The 22,083-nt window shown below is 40.6% G+C and carries 15 protein-coding genes and 1 pseudogene; 7 read left to right on the top strand and 9 right to left on the bottom strand.

What is annotated here, in order from left to right:
* Positions 1-6 precede the first annotated feature (6 nt).
* Positions 7-525 carry a DUF4386 domain-containing protein gene (locus tag MA_RS10850; protein WP_011022078.1) on the bottom strand — a complete coding sequence of 173 codons (519 nt, stop codon included), beginning with the start codon at positions 523-525 and terminating at the stop codon, positions 7-9.
* Between the two features lie 119 nt (positions 526-644).
* Between MA_RS10850 and MA_RS29785 the strand changes: the two genes are divergently transcribed.
* Positions 645-770 carry a DUF4326 domain-containing protein gene (locus tag MA_RS29785; protein ID WP_083755910.1) on the top strand — a complete coding sequence of 42 codons (126 nt, stop codon included), beginning with the start codon at positions 645-647 and terminating at the stop codon, positions 768-770.
* Positions 771-1,274: 504 nt separating this feature from the next.
* Here MA_RS29785 and MA_RS10845 read toward each other — a convergent pair.
* The gene (locus tag MA_RS10845; RefSeq protein WP_226990824.1) at positions 1,275-3,029 is read right to left on the bottom strand and encodes a tetratricopeptide repeat protein; all 1,755 of its coding nucleotides are present in this window, start codon (positions 3,027-3,029) and stop codon (positions 1,275-1,277) included.
* A gap of 319 nt (positions 3,030-3,348) precedes the next feature.
* Between MA_RS10845 and MA_RS10840 the strand changes: the two genes are divergently transcribed.
* Positions 3,349-4,653, top strand: coding sequence for an ISNCY-like element ISMac19 family transposase (locus tag MA_RS10840; protein ID WP_011020207.1), 1,305 nt, complete (start codon positions 3,349-3,351; stop codon positions 4,651-4,653).
* Positions 4,654-4,811: 158 nt separating this feature from the next.
* On the opposite strand, the gene MA_RS10835 is transcribed toward MA_RS10840, so the two are convergent.
* From MA_RS10835 to MA_RS10820, 4 genes are all read right to left on the bottom strand, one after another.
* Positions 4,812-5,228 carry a tetratricopeptide repeat protein gene (locus MA_RS10835; protein ID WP_048065299.1) on the bottom strand — a complete coding sequence of 139 codons (417 nt, stop codon included), beginning with the start codon at positions 5,226-5,228 and terminating at the stop codon, positions 4,812-4,814.
* Positions 5,229-5,522: 294 nt separating this feature from the next.
* Positions 5,523-6,737: a cation diffusion facilitator family transporter gene (locus tag MA_RS10830; protein ID WP_226990823.1), complete on the bottom strand. Its 1,215-nt coding sequence runs from the start codon at positions 6,735-6,737 to the stop codon at positions 5,523-5,525.
* Positions 6,738-6,857: 120 nt separating this feature from the next.
* Positions 6,858-7,379, bottom strand: a complete 522-nt coding sequence (locus MA_RS10825) for a cob(I)yrinic acid a,c-diamide adenosyltransferase (protein WP_048065298.1) — start codon at positions 7,377-7,379, stop codon at positions 6,858-6,860.
* A gap of 620 nt (positions 7,380-7,999) precedes the next feature.
* A complete protein-coding gene (locus tag MA_RS10820) occupies positions 8,000-9,286 on the bottom strand; it encodes a transposase (RefSeq protein ID WP_011022073.1) in 1,287 nt (428 codons plus the stop codon).
* 438 nt (positions 9,287-9,724) lie between these two features.
* On the opposite strand from MA_RS10820, the gene MA_RS10815 reads away from it, so the two are divergent.
* The gene (locus MA_RS10815) at positions 9,725-11,821 is read left to right on the top strand and encodes an MEDS domain-containing protein (protein WP_011022072.1); all 2,097 of its coding nucleotides are present in this window, start codon (positions 9,725-9,727) and stop codon (positions 11,819-11,821) included.
* A 734-nt stretch (positions 11,822-12,555) separates the two neighbouring features.
* On the opposite strand, the pseudogene MA_RS29780 reads toward MA_RS10815, so the two are convergent.
* Positions 12,556-14,029 (bottom strand): annotated as a pseudogene (locus MA_RS29780) (catalase).
* Positions 14,030-14,462: 433 nt separating this feature from the next.
* Here MA_RS29780 and istA point away from each other — a divergent pair.
* The 3 genes from istA to MA_RS10795 all read left to right on the top strand — a co-directional run bounded on the left by istA (position 14,463) and on the right by MA_RS10795 (position 17,180).
* The gene (gene istA / locus MA_RS10805; RefSeq protein WP_011022071.1) at positions 14,463-15,707 is read left to right on the top strand and encodes an IS21-like element ISMac9 family transposase; all 1,245 of its coding nucleotides are present in this window, start codon (positions 14,463-14,465) and stop codon (positions 15,705-15,707) included.
* On the top strand, positions 15,704-16,477 hold the full coding sequence (gene istB / locus MA_RS10800; RefSeq protein ID WP_011022070.1) for an IS21-like element ISMac9 family helper ATPase IstB: 774 nt from the start codon (positions 15,704-15,706) through the stop codon (positions 16,475-16,477). Before istA ends, istB begins: the two co-directional genes overlap by 4 nt.
* Positions 16,478-16,646: 169 nt before the next feature.
* Entirely contained in the window at positions 16,647-17,180 is a 534-nt protein-coding gene (locus tag MA_RS10795) for a flavodoxin domain-containing protein (RefSeq protein ID WP_048065297.1), read from the top strand.
* 129 nt (positions 17,181-17,309) lie between these two features.
* On the opposite strand, the gene MA_RS10790 is transcribed toward MA_RS10795, so the two are convergent.
* Positions 17,310-18,092: an exodeoxyribonuclease III gene (locus tag MA_RS10790; RefSeq protein ID WP_011022068.1), complete on the bottom strand. Its 783-nt coding sequence runs from the start codon at positions 18,090-18,092 to the stop codon at positions 17,310-17,312.
* A 499-nt stretch (positions 18,093-18,591) separates the two neighbouring features.
* Here MA_RS10790 and MA_RS10785 point away from each other — a divergent pair, with 499 nt between their 5' ends.
* Positions 18,592-19,608, top strand: coding sequence for a cupin domain-containing protein (locus tag MA_RS10785; RefSeq protein WP_011022067.1), 1,017 nt, complete (start codon positions 18,592-18,594; stop codon positions 19,606-19,608).
* 120 nt (positions 19,609-19,728) lie between these two features.
* On the opposite strand, the gene MA_RS24555 is transcribed toward MA_RS10785, so the two are convergent.
* Positions 19,729-22,080 carry a M4 family metallopeptidase gene (locus MA_RS24555; protein WP_226990859.1) on the bottom strand — a complete coding sequence of 784 codons (2,352 nt, stop codon included), beginning with the start codon at positions 22,078-22,080 and terminating at the stop codon, positions 19,729-19,731.
* Between the last annotated feature and the right edge of the window lie 3 nt (positions 22,081-22,083).

Genomic DNA, 22,083 nt, shown 5'->3' with positions numbered 1-22,083 from the left:
TCACAGTCACTTCTGAATTTCTTTAGCACCTATGATGGTTATCCATAGCACCCAAATAAGCTCACCCATTGTGAAGGCCTCAACGTAAGCTGGCACAAATCCTATAAGGAAAAATGAGATTGTTCCCCCTAAATATCCTAAAGATCCTAGATATAAAAAATATCCCACCCATTTTGGGAACATTCTTGATCTGATAACTAGCGTACCAATGGGTATAAGCCACAGTCCCCAGAACACCTCTGCTAAGTGTGATGCTTCAGGAATGAGTATTCCCATCAATGCGAGAGGTACTCCTAAGAGACCGAATATGACAATCATCGATGCCTGTACCTTATCGGTCTTCTCGAAAAATTCATACAGCAATAATGCAACCGCTATCTGGAACAGTTGTACAATTATCTGACCTAATTGACCAAGTTTGAAAAATGTAGATTCGTTAGTGAGTGTCGGTGCGTATAGCAATGAGAATATGCTTATAACAGTCCATATTGGATAAAGAATCCTGAGCTTGGTTATGGTCTTCATGATAATATTTGCGCTGATTGAATATATGTGACTTTCCGCAGGTGCGACAAGAAGCTATACCACGAATTGCGTATACGCTACCTTCTCCATTTGAGGTAATCCTATTGGGACATGCATAAATGGTAACGTTTGTGTTTGAAGCTCACATGACAATATCAAGACTCAAGGGCAAAGTATTAGGCTGTTGGTGCAAACCTTATGCATGTCACGGGGAGTTTTTAGCTGAACAAGCGGATAAAACATGATTTCTTAAATATTTCAGCCTATTAAAACCTTCCACACGCTTAATCGTTATTCACAGTAATCGGAAAATAAGGCTTAATCCTGTTTATTCAACTCACCACCAAAACATTTAACTCCCAAAAATTGTATAATATCTACTGTTAACCCTAAATTATGTGCATAACATCACAGGTCTACATGGTTTTTAAAATATCATTTTTATTCATCTTTATCCATTCACCTAAGAGCCTATCCGAAAAGTGTTGTGACCTACTGTAACTTACCATTAGCAATATGCAAAACCGAAGAGGACGCCCTGCTATTATAGACCTGCTGTAACTTTTCGATCGCATTACCGACTTTTCGGATAGGCACTAAGAGCCTATCCGAAAAGTGTTATGACCTATTGTAACTTACCATTAGCAATATGCAAAACCGAAGAGGATGCCCTGCTATTATAGACCTGCTGTAACTTTTCGATCGCATTACCGACTTTTCGGATAGGCACTAAGTTTAAAATATCATTTTTATTCATCTTTATCCATTTCACCTAAGTCCTCTTCAGCCAGTTTCCTGTGTATTTCCTCGGATTTTTTGTTGTAATCCTCTGCTTCCTCACTTCTGCCCAGTTTTGAGAGTAACTTTGCATATTTCTCAAATGTTTCCGCCTGGTTTATCTTATATATGGGATTCTCCGGCTCTTCATCAAGGAGAGCTATATTTATTTCCAGGGATCTTTCAAAAGCCTGCTCTGACTTTTCATACTCTCCGATAAGAGAATACACTTCTCCGGCGTCGGTATAACTGATTCCTGCTTTTTCCCTTGCTTCGGGATTTTCGGGATCTGATTCAATCAATTTTTCCACTATTGAGAGCATCAAATCAAAGATTTTAGCCGCTTCTTCAAAGTGTTCCAGGGCTTGTTGCAGCCTTCCGCTCTGGAAGAGGGCTTCACAGATGAAAGGATAGTTTTCCGGCTCTTCCGGGTCTTTTTCATACTGGCTTTCAAAAAACTTAAGGGTAGTGTCCAGGGCTTCTTTCGCACTGTCAAATTTTCTGGAATTAAGCAGGTTTATCCCATGGAACTGAACATCAGTAGCCAGGATTTGTTTCACTGGAAGCGAGAGTTTTTCATCGTGCAATACTCTGGAGAAAAGTTCAGCAGCCTTTGAATATTGTTCCTTTTCCAGTTCCGTTTCTCCAATTTTTCCATAAAAATACCCTAGCTGATACAGGTAATTAGTAAGAGTCATTATATAGATCCATTCATCGGGATTATCTTTTACTGCCTGTTCCTTGATCTCGATAATGCGCCGGTAAAATGGAATCACATCTATGTACCTTTCCTGAGCTGCAAATGAATCTCCAATTCTGCCCAGCGTCCTGACAAGCTCATCCTGGCATGTTAAATCGTCAGGATATCGTCCAAATTCTTTTTCGTTTAGTTTGAGGGCTTTTTCGTAGTATTCCCGAGCAATTTCAAGTTCTGCATCTTCGGCTTCCTCTTCGGGTTCCATATCTTCGCGCCCCACTTTTGCAAACATGTCCCCAAGAGCGGTAAGGACGTCCGAAATACCAATCTCAAAATCAGTTGACTCCGGGTTTTCGGAAAGCAGCATTTCGTATCCCTCAATCGCCTTCTCATAGTATTCTTTTGCCGGCTCCGTATCTCCTGCTTCAGCATAGAGGTTCCCTATCTCCATTAAGGTGTCGATAATCTCCATTTTGAGGTCTTCATCCTCGGGATCATTTTCGAAGAGGGAATCATAAATTTCAATTTCATGCATATAGCATTGTTTTGCTTTCTCGATGCTCTTTATTTTTGCAAAAAGTTTCCCAAGGTTGCCAAAAGTTTCTATAAGTTTAAACTGATAATCCGGGTCATCCAGGTATTTCCCTTTCATATTTTCAAAGTTTGCGAGCGCTTTTTCATAAAACGAGTTTGCTTTTTCGGGGTCTCCTGATTCAGAATAATCGATCCCGATTTCCTCGTAAATTTTACCTCTGTTAACGAGAAATGCAACGTCCTCAGGGTTTTTGCGTAAGTTGTCTTCTACTATTGAAAGAGCCTGCAGGTAAATTTCTTCCATTTTTTCAGGGTACCCCTGTTTCGAATGGAGGTCTCCTAAGTACCCATAGGAGAAAATAAGATAATGAAGTACAAGCTCGTTATCAGGATCTTTTTCAAGAAGAGTCCTGTAAATTTCCTGTAACTGGTCATAGACTTTTTTCGCATCTTCAAAAAGCCCATTTTCCAGATATTCTTCTCCAAGCTTCTTCACGAATAAATCAAGTTGTTCTAAAATTTTCTGATTCTCGGGCTGGAGAATTAATATTTTCTTGAAAGTTTCCAGGGTACTGTTGGTAAGCGGAATTTGCTTTTCAGGTTGACCGATAATTAAAAAATAAGCCCCAAAATTTTTCAAGGTTTTTAAATAATTCAACAAATACTCAGGATTTTCAGGCTGCTCCGCAATCAGTTTATTATATGCATCAAGTATCCCATCGACTCAGTCCCAAAATCTAGTGATAAAAGTAAGTGTAACATCACTACACAAAATTATAATCCTATAATTATGTAATGATGTTACGGCAGAAGCAATGGTGACTATAAATCTTACACTTAATAACTTTTCTGAGCTCCATGCTCTCTTAGACGTTTTTGGTTGTTTTGGAAACGATTATGAATATACTACACGAGGAATTTTTCGTAGAAAAATTCCTCCCGTCTGTTCAATTTGTAATACTCCAATGGTTCATAATGGCTATAATCCCCATACCAAAGACGGTCTTGGGGAAATCAACATTGGTCGGTATAAATGCTCAAACTGTGGTAGTACACACGAAGAAGATTATAGTTTTTGGGAAGATATGAAGACTTTACTTTTTGATACATTCAATGATTTTTTCCAGTTACTCAGATACCATAACGTTTCATATGATGGAATTTCTGATCTAATGGATTTCATATATCCAAGATCAAGAAGCACGATTTTTAGAGCATTCTACAAAGAAATGGAACAGGAAACTATTCCATATTCAGAAAATATACATATGGTGCATTATGACGAACAACATCCAAAAGAAGGAAGATGTCAGAAATACCGTTTAACTTTACTGGATGCAAAAGCTCAAAGAACGATAGCAGATGAACTTTTCAAAGATAAGAGTCCAGAAACCATCAAGAAATTTCTAAAGAAAAATCTTGATGCATCAGAGCCAGTGTTTATCGTTACGGATTTTGATAAGAGATACCCTGATATATTAAAGGAAATTTTTAGGGATAAGTTAGTCCATCAATATTGTTTGATGCATTTAAATAAGCTTATTGTTAATGATTTTCCAAAGAACACAACGATAGAACAGGAACTTTTGAAGTACAGGTTATTAAGTATATTTTATAATAGAGAGAATGAGATTAAATTTCTGCAAAAACTTCAATCTGAAGAACTCAACGTAATTAATAACAAAGAAAAGCATCAAGAATGGATTAAAAAAGCAAAAAAGGAATTTTGCCAGTATAGACATAAATTAAAGCTTGAAATCAGAAGAAAAAAGGAAAATCTTCCACGTAATAGTCTTGAAAAAGCAAAATATAACTTTGATAAATTAATGGAAAATATAAGAACATATGATGAAAAGGTTCAAAAACGATTGTGGATGATCAATAAACACTGGTTAAATCTTACTTTGTTCCATTATCTTCCAGGAGCGCCAGCGACAAATAACCCTATCGAAAGCTATTATTCAAAAAGTCTAAAAACGGATAACAAGAAGAAGTTTAGAACTGACAAAGGAATTGAAAATCGGATTAAACTTACTCAGATGAGAAGATTAAATTTACTTAAGAAACCACAAAAGTCATTTATGGAATTGTTCAGATTATTTTCTCCATTTAAGCTTTAGTAATATCTATTTTTGAGAGAGTAGTTCAGAATGACATAGCGGAGCGTGTCGATTTTAGTCAATAGGTTCAGTGAAAAATTACAGAAGTAAAAGAATTCTTTGGCAGAAACGCCAAAAAAATTGTTTCTCAAGGGTTATATTACAGTTTATTTAGGAAGTTAGCAGAGAAATTGAAGTTTAAAGGATGGAAAAAAATGAGAAATCACTAAATTATGGAATTGTGTCATCCCATCAAAATATTTATTTGTACGTTCATAAGACTTCTCCGCTGCCGAAAAACTATCTCTATCTTCAAGATTTTTCCCAATAAGACCAATGGAATTATAAAGATATATCTGATAGGAGGAATCCTGGGGTTCATTTAAAAAAAGATTTGACGAAATTCCCAGAGCTTTTTCATACAGCATCAGCGCTTCGCCTGGCTTATCCATGGCATCCATAACCTCTCCTTTGTGGAGCAGGGTACGGCACAAAAGGTCCGAACTTTTTGCCTCTTCCGCCAGTTTTTCAGCTTTATTAAGTTTCTCAAGGGCCTTTTCATATTTCCCCTTTTCAAAAAGAGTAGATGCATTCATCAATTCCCTGAATGTTAAATCTACGAGCCGCCTAGACATAAAGGTAATTTGGAGCTCGGAGTATTAGAATTAAGTGTCTCTTCCAGCAGTTCCCGCAAAAACAGTTAACTTCATAATATCTCAGGTAAAAAGCACTTGATATACATGAACTTCTCAGCTGCTTCACGCTTTCCCAGTAACAAACAGTCTTATGTTTCTATTTTTGAAGGGCATGAAGAGTGCAGGTGGTCGGAATGGAAGAGAAAAAGTATCCATATTTATTATTCTGAAGAATTTACTAACCCTGGGGTTATTTTATTCCGTAGGGGCTGTAAGCGTATTCAATTCCGAAACCTTCTTCACAACTTGTTCAACATCTTCAATTTCTTCCGGCATCTGGAGCAGCTTTACAAAATTATCGCGGAGAGTGTGGAAAGGGGCTTCTCCGATTTCACCCGCGATCAAAACATTGACACCCTGATCCTTCAGAAATTCTGCCGCTTTAAGACCTTTTTTCTTCTCCAGGCCTGCGGCAGGGTTCTCACTGACATCCCAGCTTATTATATCATTATTTTCAAGTTCGATAAAAATAAAATAAGGAGCTTTGCTAAAATGCCGGGAGACTTTTGAATGCAAACCTTCCTGCATCAGGACAGGAACTGCAATCTTCATTACCGATATCTTTTCGGGCTTTACATTGACAACCAGATGTTCCAGGTTCTTTACCTCGTTTTTCACCGTCTTTTCTATTTCCTCGAAAAGCATTTCTACTCTTTTAAGGCTGGCATCGCCCTCTATTTCGATCTCGATTTCCCCGAATACTACAAGACCGGATTTTCGAAGTCTGATTTCATCAACAGTTTTCACGCCCTGAATACTACCCACATTCTGCCTGATTCTTTCAATCGAATCTTTATCCAGCCATGCGTCCATCAGTGTCAGTATTGAGTCCTTTGCCATACCGATTCCAAGCTTGAATATCATTAAAGAGATGACCAGTACTCCGGCACTATCGAGCCATAACACGCCTAAGAGTGAACCGATAATTGTAATAGCAACTATCAGGGAACTGAAAACGTCTGTATAGGAGTGGAGGGCATCGGCAATCAAAGCCTGAGAATCTATCTGTTTGCCGACTTTGAATTTGTATTGAGATAGTGCATACATTGCTATTACTGAAAATACAGCTGTACCAAGTGCGATTCCCTGCAGTTTAATCTCAACAGGACTTGCGATGTTCAGCAGCGCCTCACGTACAAGTTCGACTCCGGAAAAGAGGATTATAATAGAAACAAAAAGTGAAACAAGGTTGTCTGCTTTGTAGTAGCCATAGGGGAATTTTTCTTCACTGCCCCTCATGCTGAGCTTGAGCCCTATCCAGACAGCAAGTGATGTGAAAATATCCAGGGACGTGTGGATAGCATCTGCGATCAGAGATGCGCTTCCGGAATAAAAGCCGACGACGCCTTTTAAAATTGAAAGAAAAACCAGAGTAAGAGTAGCATTCTTTGAAGCCTTAGCTCCTAACAATAAGTTCTCCTGTACAGCCATTTTCTCACATCATTTTTGAATATATACACAGAAAAATATACACAAACGGAAAACACATAGACAATGAATTTTAAAATTTTTTAGAAATTGGTCCGGAAATTAATATTCAATCCCTTTCCTTGCAGGAACGTTTTTCTCAAATGGATGCTTCACAAACTTCATTTCAGTAACAAGGTCCGCTCTTTCGATCAGTTTTCCTGGAGCCCTTCTTCCTGTCAGGACGACTGTTGTCTCTTCCGGTATATCCTCCAGCAATTTCAGGATATCTTCGGTCTTCACAATTCCGAAATGAGCTGCAAGATTTATCTCGTCCAGTATCAAAAGTCTTGGCTTTCTCTTGAGAGCTTTTTTTGCAAATTCGAGCCCTTTTGCCGCCAGTTCATAATCCAAGGGCATAGGATTCTTAAAGTCTATAAATTCTTCCCTCCCGAACTGATGAATCTCATATTCCGGAGCCAGCCTATCCTTTACCCTGTATTCTCCGATGTATTTTCTACCTTTCATGAACTGGATAATTATGGCCCTGTACCCGTGACCTACCGCTCTGAGAGCCAACCCAAGGGCATTCGTGGTCTTTCCTTCCCCTTCCCCAGTATAAATATATATCATGCCCCTGGTCATTTTACACCTCAGAAGATATTCTCCTGTTGACGAAGAGTTATTTGCAGAACCATACATTATTTTGTTTTCATATTATATCTAACAATATTCAGTTCCATCTTTTCTCTAAAAACTTTTTGTACTCTCTAATTGGCAGACAAAAAAATAAGAATAAAAAAGGAGAGGGTGTGTTGTGAAGATCTCTGTACAGTGAGGATTGGTGTACAGTGAGGAACCTTACTCTACAAAGATCTTCGTATATTGAGAGCCTGGAAAATAAAGATGCTTTTGAAGCGAGTAAGAATAAAGAAAGTTCGTATATAAACGAATAATATATATTCATTTTTAGGAAATTTCAAATATTAATTAATATTATTTTCATTATACAAAACAAAAGGAATTTAGGTTATCTCGGATTTTTAGAGTCTTTTTAATTTTTTCTGGTTTTTCTTCAATTTCAAGACAACCACAAAATTTCATCCCAATTTGAGCAAATCAATTAACTCATTTAAAAATGTTGATTCATTTACACAAGCATTCACCAAAATTTTCCAAATTGTGGAACTATTTTTGTGGGAATTTCCGACAGCTACAGCTATAAGCCATCAAGTTTAAGAACTAATTATTCTCCAATTCTAGCATTATCCATATTGGAATCTTGCTCTCATTAAAGGTGAGAAACCTTTCCATTTTCCAGTGCTGAAACACCGTTTGTTGAAAAAAGTAAATAGATTGTAACAAAAATTAGTTAGTCCATTATCGGTTTTGAATGACCTTACTTTGTCTACTATATCACATATCAAAGAAAATATTTGTTCCATTGTATTATCTGTCTCAGGTGTAAAACCTTTTTTCAAGAAGCTCACATTCTTGCTGAAAATCTCTTCGGCATAAGAAATCGCTTTATGAGACGCTTCAGAAAGTTCAAGATCAGAGTTAAATTCTCGTATCTTCTGAATATGCGCAACAGCACTGATAACCGTATCAGAAAGTATCAATTGAGATATCTCATTGTAGGTAATCTTATCGTTATCTGGAATCTCTTCAATAGAACTGAATTCCTCATAATACCTCTTACTAACGTTTTTTAATTGATGAAACACACAAAAAGAATGAGTCACTTCAGGAAAGACCATTTTTACGGCTCCAATGATCGCTTTATCCTCATCAGAAACAATCTTTTTGATTTTATCTTCAGGAAATCGGTTCTTTATTCGTATAAAAAGAGGCATCAGAGCCTCAATTGTTGGTAACCTCTCAGTTACTTCAAAATCTAAAATGACCTTCTCTTTGGTAGCAACAACGTAAACAGATTTATATCGCATTTTTTTCCATTCTTTCTTTGTGAGTTTCGTTCCAATAAATTCTTCAAGCTTTTTTTTCCATCCATTCTTGATCCAATTCCCATCAACATACAATGTTTCTTCAAAGCTAACTCCTTGGTTCAAAAGTTCTTGCTTTGAAAGTTTTGCTAGTTTCTGTTCATATAACCACAATGAAGTGGGACAAGGAGCTCTTCCACAGACATTTATTACTCCTTCTGTATATGTTTCCCCAATTCGCCGAGAATTGTGCAGACTGCATCGTCCATCGTATCTGACATTTATTTGTGTATCATAATATTCAGAACTGTAATTTGCAGAACCCTGAACACCAATAACCTGATCATGATAATGTTTCTTACAAGTGGGACAAAGCCAGTATGTAACATTGAGAGATATAGTGCCGTAACGTGATATAATAAAACGAGTGTGATGAGAGTTAACATGTAATTTACTTCCACAACTATCACACTGAGTAGGGGAGAATATAGAGAACATAGGATAGTATCGATTTTCAACCAAAACTTTTGGCAAAGGAATTATTATTTTGCCGTCAACTATTGTTTTTATCATTGATTTATCTATTGCAATGTTTCCTTTTCCCATAAATAGAAAAAATATATCAATATAATTAAAATTTTATTGTTTTGCACGATATAGAGGGAAAACGAAAAACCAGAAAATAATAAAAAGTCTCGATTTTTAGGATTCTTAGGATTTCAAGGAATAACGGGTATAGCAACCGAAAACCACGGAATGGCTGGATATGTGGCTTTTTTTGTTTCTTTATCTTTTTAAAGTAATATAAAGAAAAATAATTTTAGACTTCAGCAACAGGATCAAAGATTAATGTCAATGTAAACTGGAATACAGCCACGAACCGGCATGGGTAAGGAAAAATCCGAAGAAGTAATGAAGGAATACGCAGATTAAAATGACAAAAACCTTAGAATAGTTTTAATTTCATAAAACTCAGAAATAACATGCTTACGTTGATTAAACGGAAAGTTTTGAATTTATTTTCGTTAGCTGGAGAAGGGAAAAATGGAAGGAAAACTGAGAAATTCTGGTATTGAGATAATTGGAAATGTGCCCTGGGGGACGCACTTTTGCCAATTTTACCAGACAAAAGAAGACTTGATGGAGATACTTGTTCCTTATTTCAAAGCAGGGCTTGAGAATAATGAAAATTGCATCTGGATCACGTCACAACCCCTGGAAGTAGAAGAGGCAAAAGAAGCCCTTAGAAGAGCTGTTCCTGATTTTGAAATTTATCTGAAGAAAGGACAGATAGACATTTTTCCTTACATCCACGGATACATAAATGAAGGTGTTTTCGATTCGGAAAGAGCTGTAAACGGATTGAAAGAAAAACTAAATCAGGCTCTGGAAAGCGGTTATGAAGGACTCCGGGTAACGGGGGACGCCTGCTGGCTGGAAAAAGAAGGCTGGACCGATTTTGTTAATTATGAGAATAAGGTAGATTCTGTTATTGAAAAACATCAGATGATATCTCTGTGTTCATATCATCTTGAGATGTGCAACGCAACCGAAATTCTTGACATCGCCTTTAACCACCAGTTCTCTTTGATCAAAAGAGAAGAACGATGGGACCGGATAGAAAATTCCGGGAGAAGAAGAGCAGAAAAAGCAGTTTTTCAGGCAGCAAAAGACTGGGAACGGACATTTGATGCCGTACCAGATCTCGTAGCCATAATTGACAATGAATGCAGGATTGTTCGTGCGAACAGAGCCATGGCAGCAAGGCTGGGAGTGACACAGGAAGAATGTGCAGGATTGACATGTCATCGTGTTATGCATGGGACAGATGAACCTCCCTCTTTTTGTCCGCATAAGCAATTACTTAAAGATGGACTTGAGCGCATAACAGAAGTTCACGAAGAACTTCTGGGCGGCGATTTCTTATTAAGTGTTTCGCCATTATATGATCCGGATGGAAAAATTATGGGATGCGTGCATGTCGCTCGTGACATCACAGAACGCAAAAGAGCAGAGGAAGCTCTGAAAAAAGCACACGAATGTTTGGAAGAAAAAGTCAAAGCACGTACTGTTGAGCTTGAAGAGGCTTATAAGGCCTTAAAGGAAAACGAAGGAAGGCTTTCCGAAGCTCAAAAAATGGCTCATATAGGAAATTGGGATTGGGATCTCGTAACCAATAGATCGCACTGGTCTGATGAAATGTATCGTATTTTTGGGCTTGAACCACAAGAATCCGGCTTAGATTATGATAAAATTCTTAATTATATTCATCCCGATGATCGAGATTACCTTGAAAATTCCATTAAGAGAGCTTTAAACGAAGGGTCCTGTGACAGTGATTATCGGATCATCTCAGATAATGGTGACGAGCGAGTAGTTCATGCACAGGGTGAAGTAGTATTCGATGAGGAAAATAACCCAATTCTGATGAAAGGAACGGTTCAGGATATTACTGAGCGTAAGAAGACTGAAGAAGCCCTGGAAAAAATGGAGAGAATCCGAATAAAAGAAATTCACCACAGAATAAAAAATAACCTTCAGGTAATCTCTTCCCTGCTGGACCTTCAGGCTGAAAAGTTCAGGGATAAAGAGGTACTTGAAGCTTTCAGGGAAAGTCAGAACCGTGTAGTTTCAATGTCCCTGATTCACGAAGAACTCTATAAAGGGGAGGGAACCGATGCACTGGACTTTTCTGCATACCTTCGAAAGCTATCTGAAAAACTTTTCCAGACATATAGCCTGAGTAGTAAAAATATCCGCATGTACATGAATCTGGAAGAAAATACATCGTTTAACATGGATATCGCAGTCCCGCTGGGTATAATCGTTAACGAGCTAGTTTCCAATGCTTTCAAACACGCATTTCCCGAAAAAGTAGGAGAAATTCGAATCCAGCTTCAAAAAGAAAAAATGTGTAATGAAGTAAACAGATCCCTTTTCAGCCTGATAATTTCAGATAACGGAATAGGAATTCCTGAAGGCGTGGAACTGGCAAGTTTCGAATCCCTCGGAATGAAATTAGTAAACACTCTTGTTGACCAGCTGGGTGGAAAAATCGAGATTATACGAGCACATGGAACGGAATTCAGAATCACCTTCAATGTAACGGAACGATCACAAATCCCTGTGGGCGTCGAGTAGGAAAGTCCGCACCATAAGGGGCCAGATTTGGAATAGAAGAGTAGGAATAGAAGAGTAGGAATGCAGATTAGGAATGCAGAATTAGGAATTTTAGTCAAATACCCGTAATTTCTATCGACAAGGTGCAGAACAAACAAAATGAAATAAATTTGAAATCAATTACCTTAAAAATAGTTTAAGTAGTGTTTCTTAAGTTTAGTCTAGAAGTAGATGGTAGGGTCCGAGTCCCTATTCTCGAGGTCCCTACCTGCGATCCAACCCAAGATTAAGAGGAAACCCTATCACCCTTAATCTGCACATATATAATAACACGGTCATATATATCATGATTGATACGAAAAATTAGCCCTCACTAGAAATTTCAATATATTAGAATAATTATATTACATTGAAAATTTTAATGCCATTGAAAATGATCAGAACTGGCGTACGAAAAGAACAATAATAGGCTTGAAATATTTTACGTCGAATTAATTTTTGTTTGGAACCGATTTTTTGTATAATTAATTTAAAATAATTTACATTACCAGTATATTATGTAGTGGAAAGTAAGATGGGGGAAAATCTACCACATAAAGAATCACCTTGGAGTTGCTGATTCTCTCTTCGAATCAACCTGCTTGGGGGAGCGTGAGATTCGAAGAGGCTGTATTGGGGGATACAGTAAGGATGCAGTGACTCCGGGTTTCTTCTTACATTACTGATTTTTCATGAAACCTTTCCCTACAAGCATTTTATTTTTCAGTTGCCTTTGCACGTTCTTCATTGCTCATGCCAGCAAGGCGTTCGACTTCCTTTACTTCAAGTCCGAGGCCTTTTGCCACCCGGCTGCCGTAGTCGGGGTCGGCTTTGAAGAAGAGAGCTGTCTGCCGGAGCTGGATACGTTTCTGGGCGCCTGAGAGATGGTAGACGATGTTGCCTACCAGATGCTCTCTGTCCTCTTCAGTCATGACATCACGGTAGAGGTTTCCGGGCTGTACAAAGTCATCGTTGGGGTAATTGTAAGGTGTACGGGCTGCCAGTCCCGGGACCTTGAAAGGCGGTTCCAGAATAAAGGGATTCGGAGCAGACCCGCCAAAACTGTTAGGCCAGTAATTCGGTCCGCTGCCTCCATTGCCGTCAACGCGCATGAACCCATCCCGCTGGTAGCTGGTTTCAGGAGAGTATTTTGGCGCATTCACCGGGATCAGGTGGTAGTTGGGTCCAAGCCGGTGGACGTGGGTGTCATGATAGGAAAAGACCATCGCATGCAGCATCTTGTCCGGGGAAATACCAATGCCCGGCACCAGGTTTGCAGGACTGAAGGCTGCCTGCTCAACTTCGGCAAAGTAGTTTGTCGGGTTCCTGTTCAATACAAGTTTTCCTATCTTCATGGTCGGAAAATCACCGTGAAGCCAGACCTTGGTGATGTCTCTGATATCAAACCGGTAATCTTCAGCCTGCTCCGGGGTCATTATCTGCATTTCAAAGGTCCAGGAAGGATAGTCACCTCTTCTGATAGCCTCATACAGGTCCCTGGTAGCATGATCCGGGTCCGTTCCGCTTAATCTCTCTGCTTCTTCTCGGGTCAGATTCTTCATACCCTGATCGGTCTTGAAATGGTACTGTACCCAGAAATATTCACCCTTTTCATTGTACCACTTTATTTGTATGGCTTGAATAGCCATTCATGTTCCTGAAGGCAGCAAGAGTACCCCTATCAGAGAAAAGGATAGTGACCTGGTGAATCGATTCCGGGGTCAGGGAAAGAAAATCCCAGAACATGTCCGGATCTTTGCAGTTTGTTACAGGATGACGCTTCTGCGTGTGAATAAAATCAGGAAACTTCAGAGAGTCGCGGATGAAAAACACGGGAGTGTTGTTTCCTGTCAGGTCATAATTACCTTCCTCGGTATAGAATTTCACGGCAAAGCCGCGCGGGTCACGGGCTGCATCAGCCGAGCCCTTTTCTCCCCCAACAGTTGAAAAGCGGACAAAAACTTCGGTCCGTTTGCCTACTTCAGACAGGAACTTAGCCTTTGTGTATTTGGTCACATCCGCGGTTACTTCGAAATAACCGCCGGCACCTGCACCTTTGGCGTGCACCACACGTTCCGGAATTCTTTCCCTATCAAAATGGCTGAGTTTATCCAGCAAATGAACATCCTGCATAAGTACAGGCCCACGTTCCCCTACTGTAAGACTGTTCTGGTCATCCCCCACAGGAATCCCAAATCCGGTAGTTTAATACTTTAGAACGCTCTTTTCATTCATCTATATCACTCCTCATTATACAGGGGGCATATTGCTAAACTAATTGAACAATAGCCGCACTGGATTATTTATTACAACTCACCAAAAAAGTAAGAATAGTTACGTTCTTTTTTTATAAATTATTTACTTATGTAGCAAATACTCCGGCAAAGTATGAATTAGTATTAAGAAATAAGAGCCTGATAATGCAGCAGCACAGACATTTGAATCTGTTTTTGAAGAATCAGGGAGTGAAAGGGATCGAAATGGAAGCGTAAAATGTCTGAGGTAAAAAGATTCAGGTATGACAGCAATACCTGCTGTCAACGGCGGTTAAGAATTCCCCATTTTCGGCGGATTAAAATTCCCCAATTCTCAATCCTTGAGAAAAGTTCGAGGATTGTGAATCATGCTGAAAAAGGAGGATTTATTCTTGATTCGAGATTTAAGTTCACAAAACTTGAGCATTAGTGAAATCGCCAGACAAACCGGTTTTGACAGGAAAACTGTGAGGAAATATCTCCAGCTGAAAACCTTACCTGAACCCCAGAAACGTCCCGGAAGAAAGAGCAAGCTTGATCCATATAAACCTTATATACTCAAAAAGCTTGAAGAAGGCTCCTACACTACTGCTCGGCTCTATCGGGAAATCAAAGAAATGGGTTTTGATGGAGGAATGACCATCGTCAAGGACTTTGTAAGAGAAGTCCGACCTCAGCAGGGAGTCCCTGCTGTATTCCGCTATGAAACAAAACCAGGTGTACAGGCTCAGGTTGACTGGGCAGAGATGGGAACAGTTGAGGTTGATGGAAAGATAAAGAAACTCTTTTGCTTCAACATGATTCTTGGATATTCCAGGATGAAATATGTTGAATTTACACTGGGCATAGACACTTCCACTCTTATCCAGTGTCATCTGAACGCCTTTGAGTACTTTGGAGGATTTACACAGGAGATTCTCTATGATAACATGAAACAGGTTGTTATCAAAAGAGCCTTAAAATCATCAGATTCTGAATGGAACTCACAGTTTGAGGATTTCTTCAAATGCTTTGGTTTTATTCCACGGTTATGCAGGCCTTACAGGCCTCAGACAAAAGGTAAAATTGAAAATACGGTAGGCTATGTCAAGAGGGATTTCTTCCTTGGAAGACGATTTACCTCTCTCGAAGACCTGAACGCCCAAGTTCACAGGTGGTTGGAAAGGGTAAATTCAACTGTCCACGGAACAACCTATCAAATCCCCCTTGAACGTTTTAAGGAGGAGAAACTGATCCCTCTGGATCAGGTTCCTCCTTACAAAGTTGTCCATAAGGAGACCAGAAAGGTCTCCAGAGACTGTTATATTTCGTTCCTTGGAAATAAGTATTCTGTTCCTTACAGGTTTGCAGGAAGAACTGCAGAGCTTCAGATTTTTGAAGGAATATTCGAGGTCTATGTTGATTATGAGAAGGTTTGTGAACATGAAATTCTTTCAGGTAATTGTAGGGTTTCCAGAAAAAAGGAACATTTTCAGGGCCTCCTGAGTGAGATTCTTAAAGAGAATTCAAAATGCAAGAAAGAATTACAGATTCCGTTGAAGTTCTCAGGTCCTGAAGTTGAAAAGAGGTCTCTTGACATCTATGAAACATTCAGTGACGGTGATTTTGAATGAACAATTTCAGCTATGAGAGACTTCACAGTAACCTGCAATACCTCAAACTGAATACTATTGAAGAGGTTCTGGACAACTATCTTGAAATTGCTGCAAGAGATAGCAAGACAACAATGGAAGTACTTGATTATCTGTTTGAACAGGAAAAGAAGCACAGAGAAGCTGCTGCAATTGAGAGAAGGATGAAAAGTGCAGCATTTCCTGTGAAAAAGACGCTTGATGAATTCGATTTTGAGTTTCAGTCATCTATTGATAAAAAAGTCATAGAAGACCTTGCAACGTTGAGATTTGTTCATAACGTAGAAAACGTTGTTTTCCTTGGTCCTCCCGGAGTTGGAAAGTCTCATCTTGCAATCGCTCTTGGGATTGAAGTAGCAAAAGCAGGGATTTCGGTTTACTTTACCAATACAGGAAACCTTATCGAGAAGTTGAAAATAGCAAATCGAGAAGGAATGCTTGAAAAGAAACTCAAAGGCTTTATGAAATTTAAAGTTCTGATCATTGATGAAATGGGTTATCTCCCATTTGATGAGGAAGGAGCTCACTGTTTATTTCAGTTGATTTCCAGACGTTATGAAAAGAGTTCGACCATCTTTACGTCAAATAAATCATATGGAGAATGGGGAGAGATATTCAAAGACCAGGTAATAGCGGCTGCTGTACTTGATAGAATTCTCCATCACTGTACTACAATTAACATCAGAGGAGAAAGTTACAGGCTGAAAGAAAGGAAGAAACATGGTATAAAATCAGGAAATATCTACCAGTAATTTCTAACAAGTTTATGAAAAATTGAGTAAAATTTATATCAAAAGATGGGGAAATTTAAACCGACCAATGTGGGGAAAATTAAACCGCTGTTGACACCTGCCGGCATCTGTACCCGACAATGGTAAGTAATAGATGCAAAAATAATAATTAATGGGGGGATTGATCCGGATGCAAACCAGAGTTCTTGTGGCTTATGCTACCAGGTATGGCTCAACACAGGAAATAGCCGAGGTAATTGTAGCTACTTTGCGCGAAAGTGGCCTTGAGGTAGATATCGAGCCCGCAAAAGAAGTAAAAGCCCTTGAAGGATACACTGCAGTAGTGCTGGGCGCACCAATTTACATGCTCCGCTGGCACAAGGAAGCAAAAAGTTTTCTTTCACGGTACCGTGAAGCCCTGATGAAGCGGCCAGTTGCAGTTTTTGCACTAGGCCCTTTCTATGATGAGGAAGAGGAGTGGAAAGAAGTGCGTGCCCAGCTTGACAAGGAGCTTGAGAAGTTTCCCTGGCTTACACCCGTTGCTATAGAAATATTTGGCGGCAAGTACGATGAGGAAAAACTACGCTTCCCTGACAACATACTTGTCAGGTTGCCGGGAAGCCCCTTACACAATATGCCAGCAATCGATATCAGAGATTGGGATGCTATCCGAGACTGGGCGAGCAAGCTGGTCGCCCAGTTCCAACCTGCTCTGGCACACTAAAAAAATTCGATAAAAGATTAGATAGAAGATTCGATAAAAGAATTAGAAAAAGAATTCGATAAAAGAATCAGAAAAAGATTCAAAAAACTTTGAAAAAAGAAGAGCAAATAAAGTGTTTGACTGAAAAAGTCAAACCTGAAATTCGAGTTCAAGCCCCACCGGACAGTGATCGGAACCTGTGATTTCAGGGTAAATCGGGGCAGCTTTTACATTATCCCGAAGGTTTTCACTTACGAAAAAATAATCAAGACGCCAGCCAACGTTTCTTTCGCGGGCCCGGGTTCTCAATGACCACCAGGAATAGTTTCCGCCTTCACTGTTGAACAGGCGGAAGGTATCAAGATATCCGGCATCAAAGAATTTATCCATCCAGGCTCTTTCTTCGGGGAGGAAGCCCGAGGTGGTTTCGTTTTCTTTGGGTCTTGCGAGATCTATTTCTCTGTGGGCGGTATTCACGTCCCCGCAGATGACAAGCTTTTTGCCCTCGGCTTTAAGGGCGTTTGCATAATCCAAAAAAGCATCATAAAAGGACATTTTGTATTCCAGGCGTTCCTGAGAGGCTTTTCCGTTTGGGAAATAGATGTTCATCAGGGTAAAATTCTCGTAATCGACCCGGAGAAAACGGCCTTCTCTGTCAAACTCCTCGATTCCCATTCCGGTTTCTACTTTGAAGGGCTTTTGTTTTGAAAAAGTCCCGACCCCGCTGTACCCGCTTCTTTCAGCAGAGACGAAATAGTTGTGGTAGCCAGGAATGTTCTTGACTTCCCTCGGGAGCTTTTCCGGGGAGGCTTTGGTTTCCTGGACACAGATGACATCGAATTTCTGCTCCAGCAGCAAATCCAGAAAGCCCTTTTTCATTGCAGCCCGGAGACCGTTTACATTCCAGGAAATAAGGTTATAATTTTCCGGCATTTTTTACCTCCTTTATCCATTTAGGGTCTTTTATTCACCTATTATTTGGTTTTTTATTTAAATTTCAATTTAACTCTTTTTTCGGCTCTTTAATAGCTCTCTTTTGCTATTATCAGCTCTTTTTTGGCTTTTACAGCTTTTTTGGTTTTTACAGCTCTTTTTTTGGCTCCTTTCGTCGGCTATATGGGAGCCTGAATTTTCGAGTAATATCGATATAAAGTTATTCAGGATTGAACATAGGGTCATAGTGCCGTAAAGAAGTCATTGATTCATAAGTCGCATAGGATAGAATTGTCTGTCACAGTACAGAAACATCTGATTTACTATGAAATTATCTGGAGTTTCAGTAAATAAATGCTTGTTTAAGCAGTTTACGGCATTAACAGAGTGAAAAAAATAAAATAATACTTCCGATAATTATTAGAAGTATGTATTTAAGAAAATTCTGAAGGCAGTTTCAGTAGAGCTGAATAATAATTCAAAAAAATAGGGAAGTCGTATGGATTTAATAAAAATTATATTCGTAATGCTTGCAGTTGCTCTTTTGCTTGGTATTTTTACCTGTGGCAGCCACGACGACCGGGCAGCAGTTGCAGAAGAATTCAAAAATGAAACTTTAGGCGAGCCCGCCTCAGGGGTGACCGGGGAATCCCTGGCTGCAGAAGAAAACATAACAGAAGAACAAACTGTCCAGGGACCTGCCCCGCCAGACTCTCTTATTCTTGCAAAAGGAGAGAGTAAGATGGCGACCGAAAGGAAAACTATCGAATATAAAGTCAGGGCTACAGCCAGACTTATCGAGGCACAGGGAGAAAAGCTCTTCCCCTCATTCCGAGAGCCAAAATCCCCCTGGTACAACGGTGACTTCTATGTTTTTGTCTGGGCAATGAACGGGACTCAGGTAGTCTGCCCTCCGGACAGGGAACGTGAAGGAGAAAACATGAGCGGGCTTCTGGACGCAGAAGGAAAGCCCATAGGGGAACTCTTCATAGAGGCAACCCGGAGCGGAAGGGGCGAAGGCTGGGTGGATTACAGCTGGAAGGAGTCAGAAAGTTCCGAACCTGTCCACAGGTTCACCTTCGTTAAAAAGGCTACTTTTGAAGGGAGGGCTTATTTAGTCGGTTCAAGCTTCTATGCGGATGACTATATCCTCTGCAAGAACCTGACCGAATGCGCCTATCTCGAAGAACCAGGGAATATCCATGTTGCCGAAATGCTGAACCCCGGAAATACCGATAAAAACCTTGATCTTAACTACAGCATAGCTCATTCGGTTATCGAGCCCGGAGAAAATATCGCCCCCCACATGATGAAAAATTCGGAAGTCCATTATATCCTCGAAGGAGAAGGCATCCTCTATATTGACGGAATCCCGGTCGAACTGCAGCCGGATCAGCTCATATACATCCCCGCAGGGGCAATCCAGACGACATACAATACCGGAAACAGCACCCTCAAATTCCTGGCCATAGACCAGCCCGGCTGGTCAGAGAAAAACACAGAAGTCTTTGAATAAAAACCAAACTGGTAGAATAAACAAAAGACTAGTTGAAAAAAGATCAGAATCATTGAATAAACAAAAAATTAGTTGAACAAATATCCAAATATTTGAATAAAGCATCCATAGGGACAAACCTTAAAGAAACTCCGGGTCACTCTCGTATTTAATGCACAGCCCCCAGATGTCAAGGCTTCCTTCATTTCCTGCTGCCTGGTCTGTAAGCTTCAGAGTCCAGACCCCTTTCATCTCTTTATTTACAGCAGGCAGCAGGACCTCATCAGATTCGGTACTGAAGGTTTTTTTGAGGTCTCTTTTTCCGTATCCTGTCCTGTTATGCAGCAACAGTTCCTCTCCCGACGGCATGACAAGTACGGCTTTCAACTCCCCTATCGAAGGGTGGGTAATTTCCAGGGACACTTCAAAGCTTACTATTTTTCCCCTTCTTTCAACCTCAATGAAGCTTTCTAAGCCTTTGGGGTCATCATCGGGCACATTGAGAAAAGGAAAAATCTCCCTTTTAAGTTCCTCCTTTTCAACCTTCCTTATCAGAAATTTAATTCCCCAGCTGTGGAAAGAACCCGTATGTTCCCTTGCAAGATCCTCAACCTTCAGATTCCACCTCCCCCAGGCCCGCTCTCCTATACAGGTTTCAAGGGCAGGAACCGACCCCGGATTATATGTCCTTACAAGGCTCCGGTCCCTTCGGGCTAGCCGGTCGTGCAGAACTATCCTTTTTCCGACAGGCGTAAACAGCGTGAGCCTCAGGTCTCTGAGATATGGGTGTTCAATGTTTACACTGACTCTGATGTCTTTTACAAGCCCGTCTTCCGGAACATAAATGGAACTAAGGATTCCGTCAGGGCTCACATCAGGGATAGGGACTCCGGGAAAAGCCTCTTTTTCGACCAGAAACCGATCACCAAGGTCTTCCGGCTTTCCAAGGCCGACCGCAGCCCAGGCATTTTTTATAGCCGCGTACTCGGGCCCTTTTTCCCCGTAAAGCTGGCGGCAGGCATTCAGGAGGGCATACCTGGCTTCCCGGAACCTCCACCTGCTCAGGGTTGCACTGCAGAGGTATGCAGTAAGAGCAAGGTAATAGATCTTTTCGGCTCTCGCCCTTGAAATCCCTTTGACTTTTATCCCGTAGTGGGTCCCGCCCTTAATGGTCAGGTAAGCAGCTTTATTGAGGATTCCACTGTTCAGGTGAATATACCCTGCCTGGTTCTTATGCAGATCAGGAATTTCGCCGGGAGCAAGCCGCACGTAATTGTCAATATGATCGGGCTGCCCGAACCTTGGAGGATCGGAAAGGTCCCGCAGGGCGTCTCCCGGATGAAAAGGGGTGTAGACTCCTTCCCCTATTTCCCAGTTTTTTATCTTTCCTTCATTTGAGATAAAAGTTGCAAAAACGTCTGCAAAGGACTCATCAAGAGCTCCTGCCTCTTCACTGTACACAAACCGGGCTGTCTGACCTGCAACGGCATGCGTCAGCTCATGAGCCACAATATCGAGCGCAAAGGCCATGGGTCTCCAGCGAAAACCATCCCCGTCTCCGAAAACAAGCTGTTTGTGATAGTCGCTCCAGAATGAATTATTGTAGTTCAGTAGAAAGTGAACCGAAGAAACGAGAGGAGAACCCTTATTATCATAACTCTCCCTTCCGAAGGTGTTTTTGTAGTAATCGTACACTATGCCCATATTTTCATGAGCTGCCCTGGCGACCTCATCCGTAGCCATCCGATTTTCGGACAACAGTTCTCCAGGCAGGATGGACTCATTCTTCGCAGTGTAGGTCTTTCTAAAAAGGGCAGATCGGATCTGGGAAAATGTGTAAAGCTGCTCTCCGGTATGGGCGTCAATGAAATGGAACTTCCCCGCAAACCCTTTGGCAAAGATGGACTCAACCTGCCAGACCAGATGAAGTTTATTCAGACGAGGTTTTTTCAGATGAAGCTTATTCAGCTGGAAATCGTTTGTGGGAAACCGTGTTTCACCATCCCGAAAAAGCATCAACCTTGAACGGGGAACTGTTACAGCCCGTTCCGAACCGATATCCCGACGGACAATTTCAATGGCTTCTTCTCTTTTGATTTTCGGCTCAAGAACAACCGGCACCTCTGTCAGGCGAAAGTCCTTGTATGCGATAACCTCCCCGGCAGGGTTTATGTGGACCTGGACAGATCCTTCAAAAACCGGGATCCCTTCTACATGCTGGAGGAAAATAACATGGTGAAATCCGGAAAAATCGGTATCGGCACAGAAAAATTCCAGGTTCTCATCAAGCCCGGGCTGCATGTCCGGAAGCGCCCTGTATTCTTCCAGAAACTTCGTTGCTATTGTTTCAGGATTTTCGGCTGAAGGTTTTGAAAGGGTGCCTTTGATGAATTTAGGAATTTTCATCCGGGAATCCCAGAAAATTTCGGATTCGGGGTCAATTTCCTTTAGTTTCTCGACAGATTTTGCCTGTTTTTTGCTCAGTCCTCTCATATT

Origin of the sequence: Methanosarcina acetivorans C2A (genome assembly GCF_000007345.1) — an archaeon.
Lineage (GTDB): Archaea > Halobacteriota > Methanosarcinia > Methanosarcinales > Methanosarcinaceae > Methanosarcina > Methanosarcina acetivorans.
The sequence above is the reverse complement of the archived record's forward strand: the minus strand, read 5'-3'. Positions and strand labels throughout refer to the sequence as shown.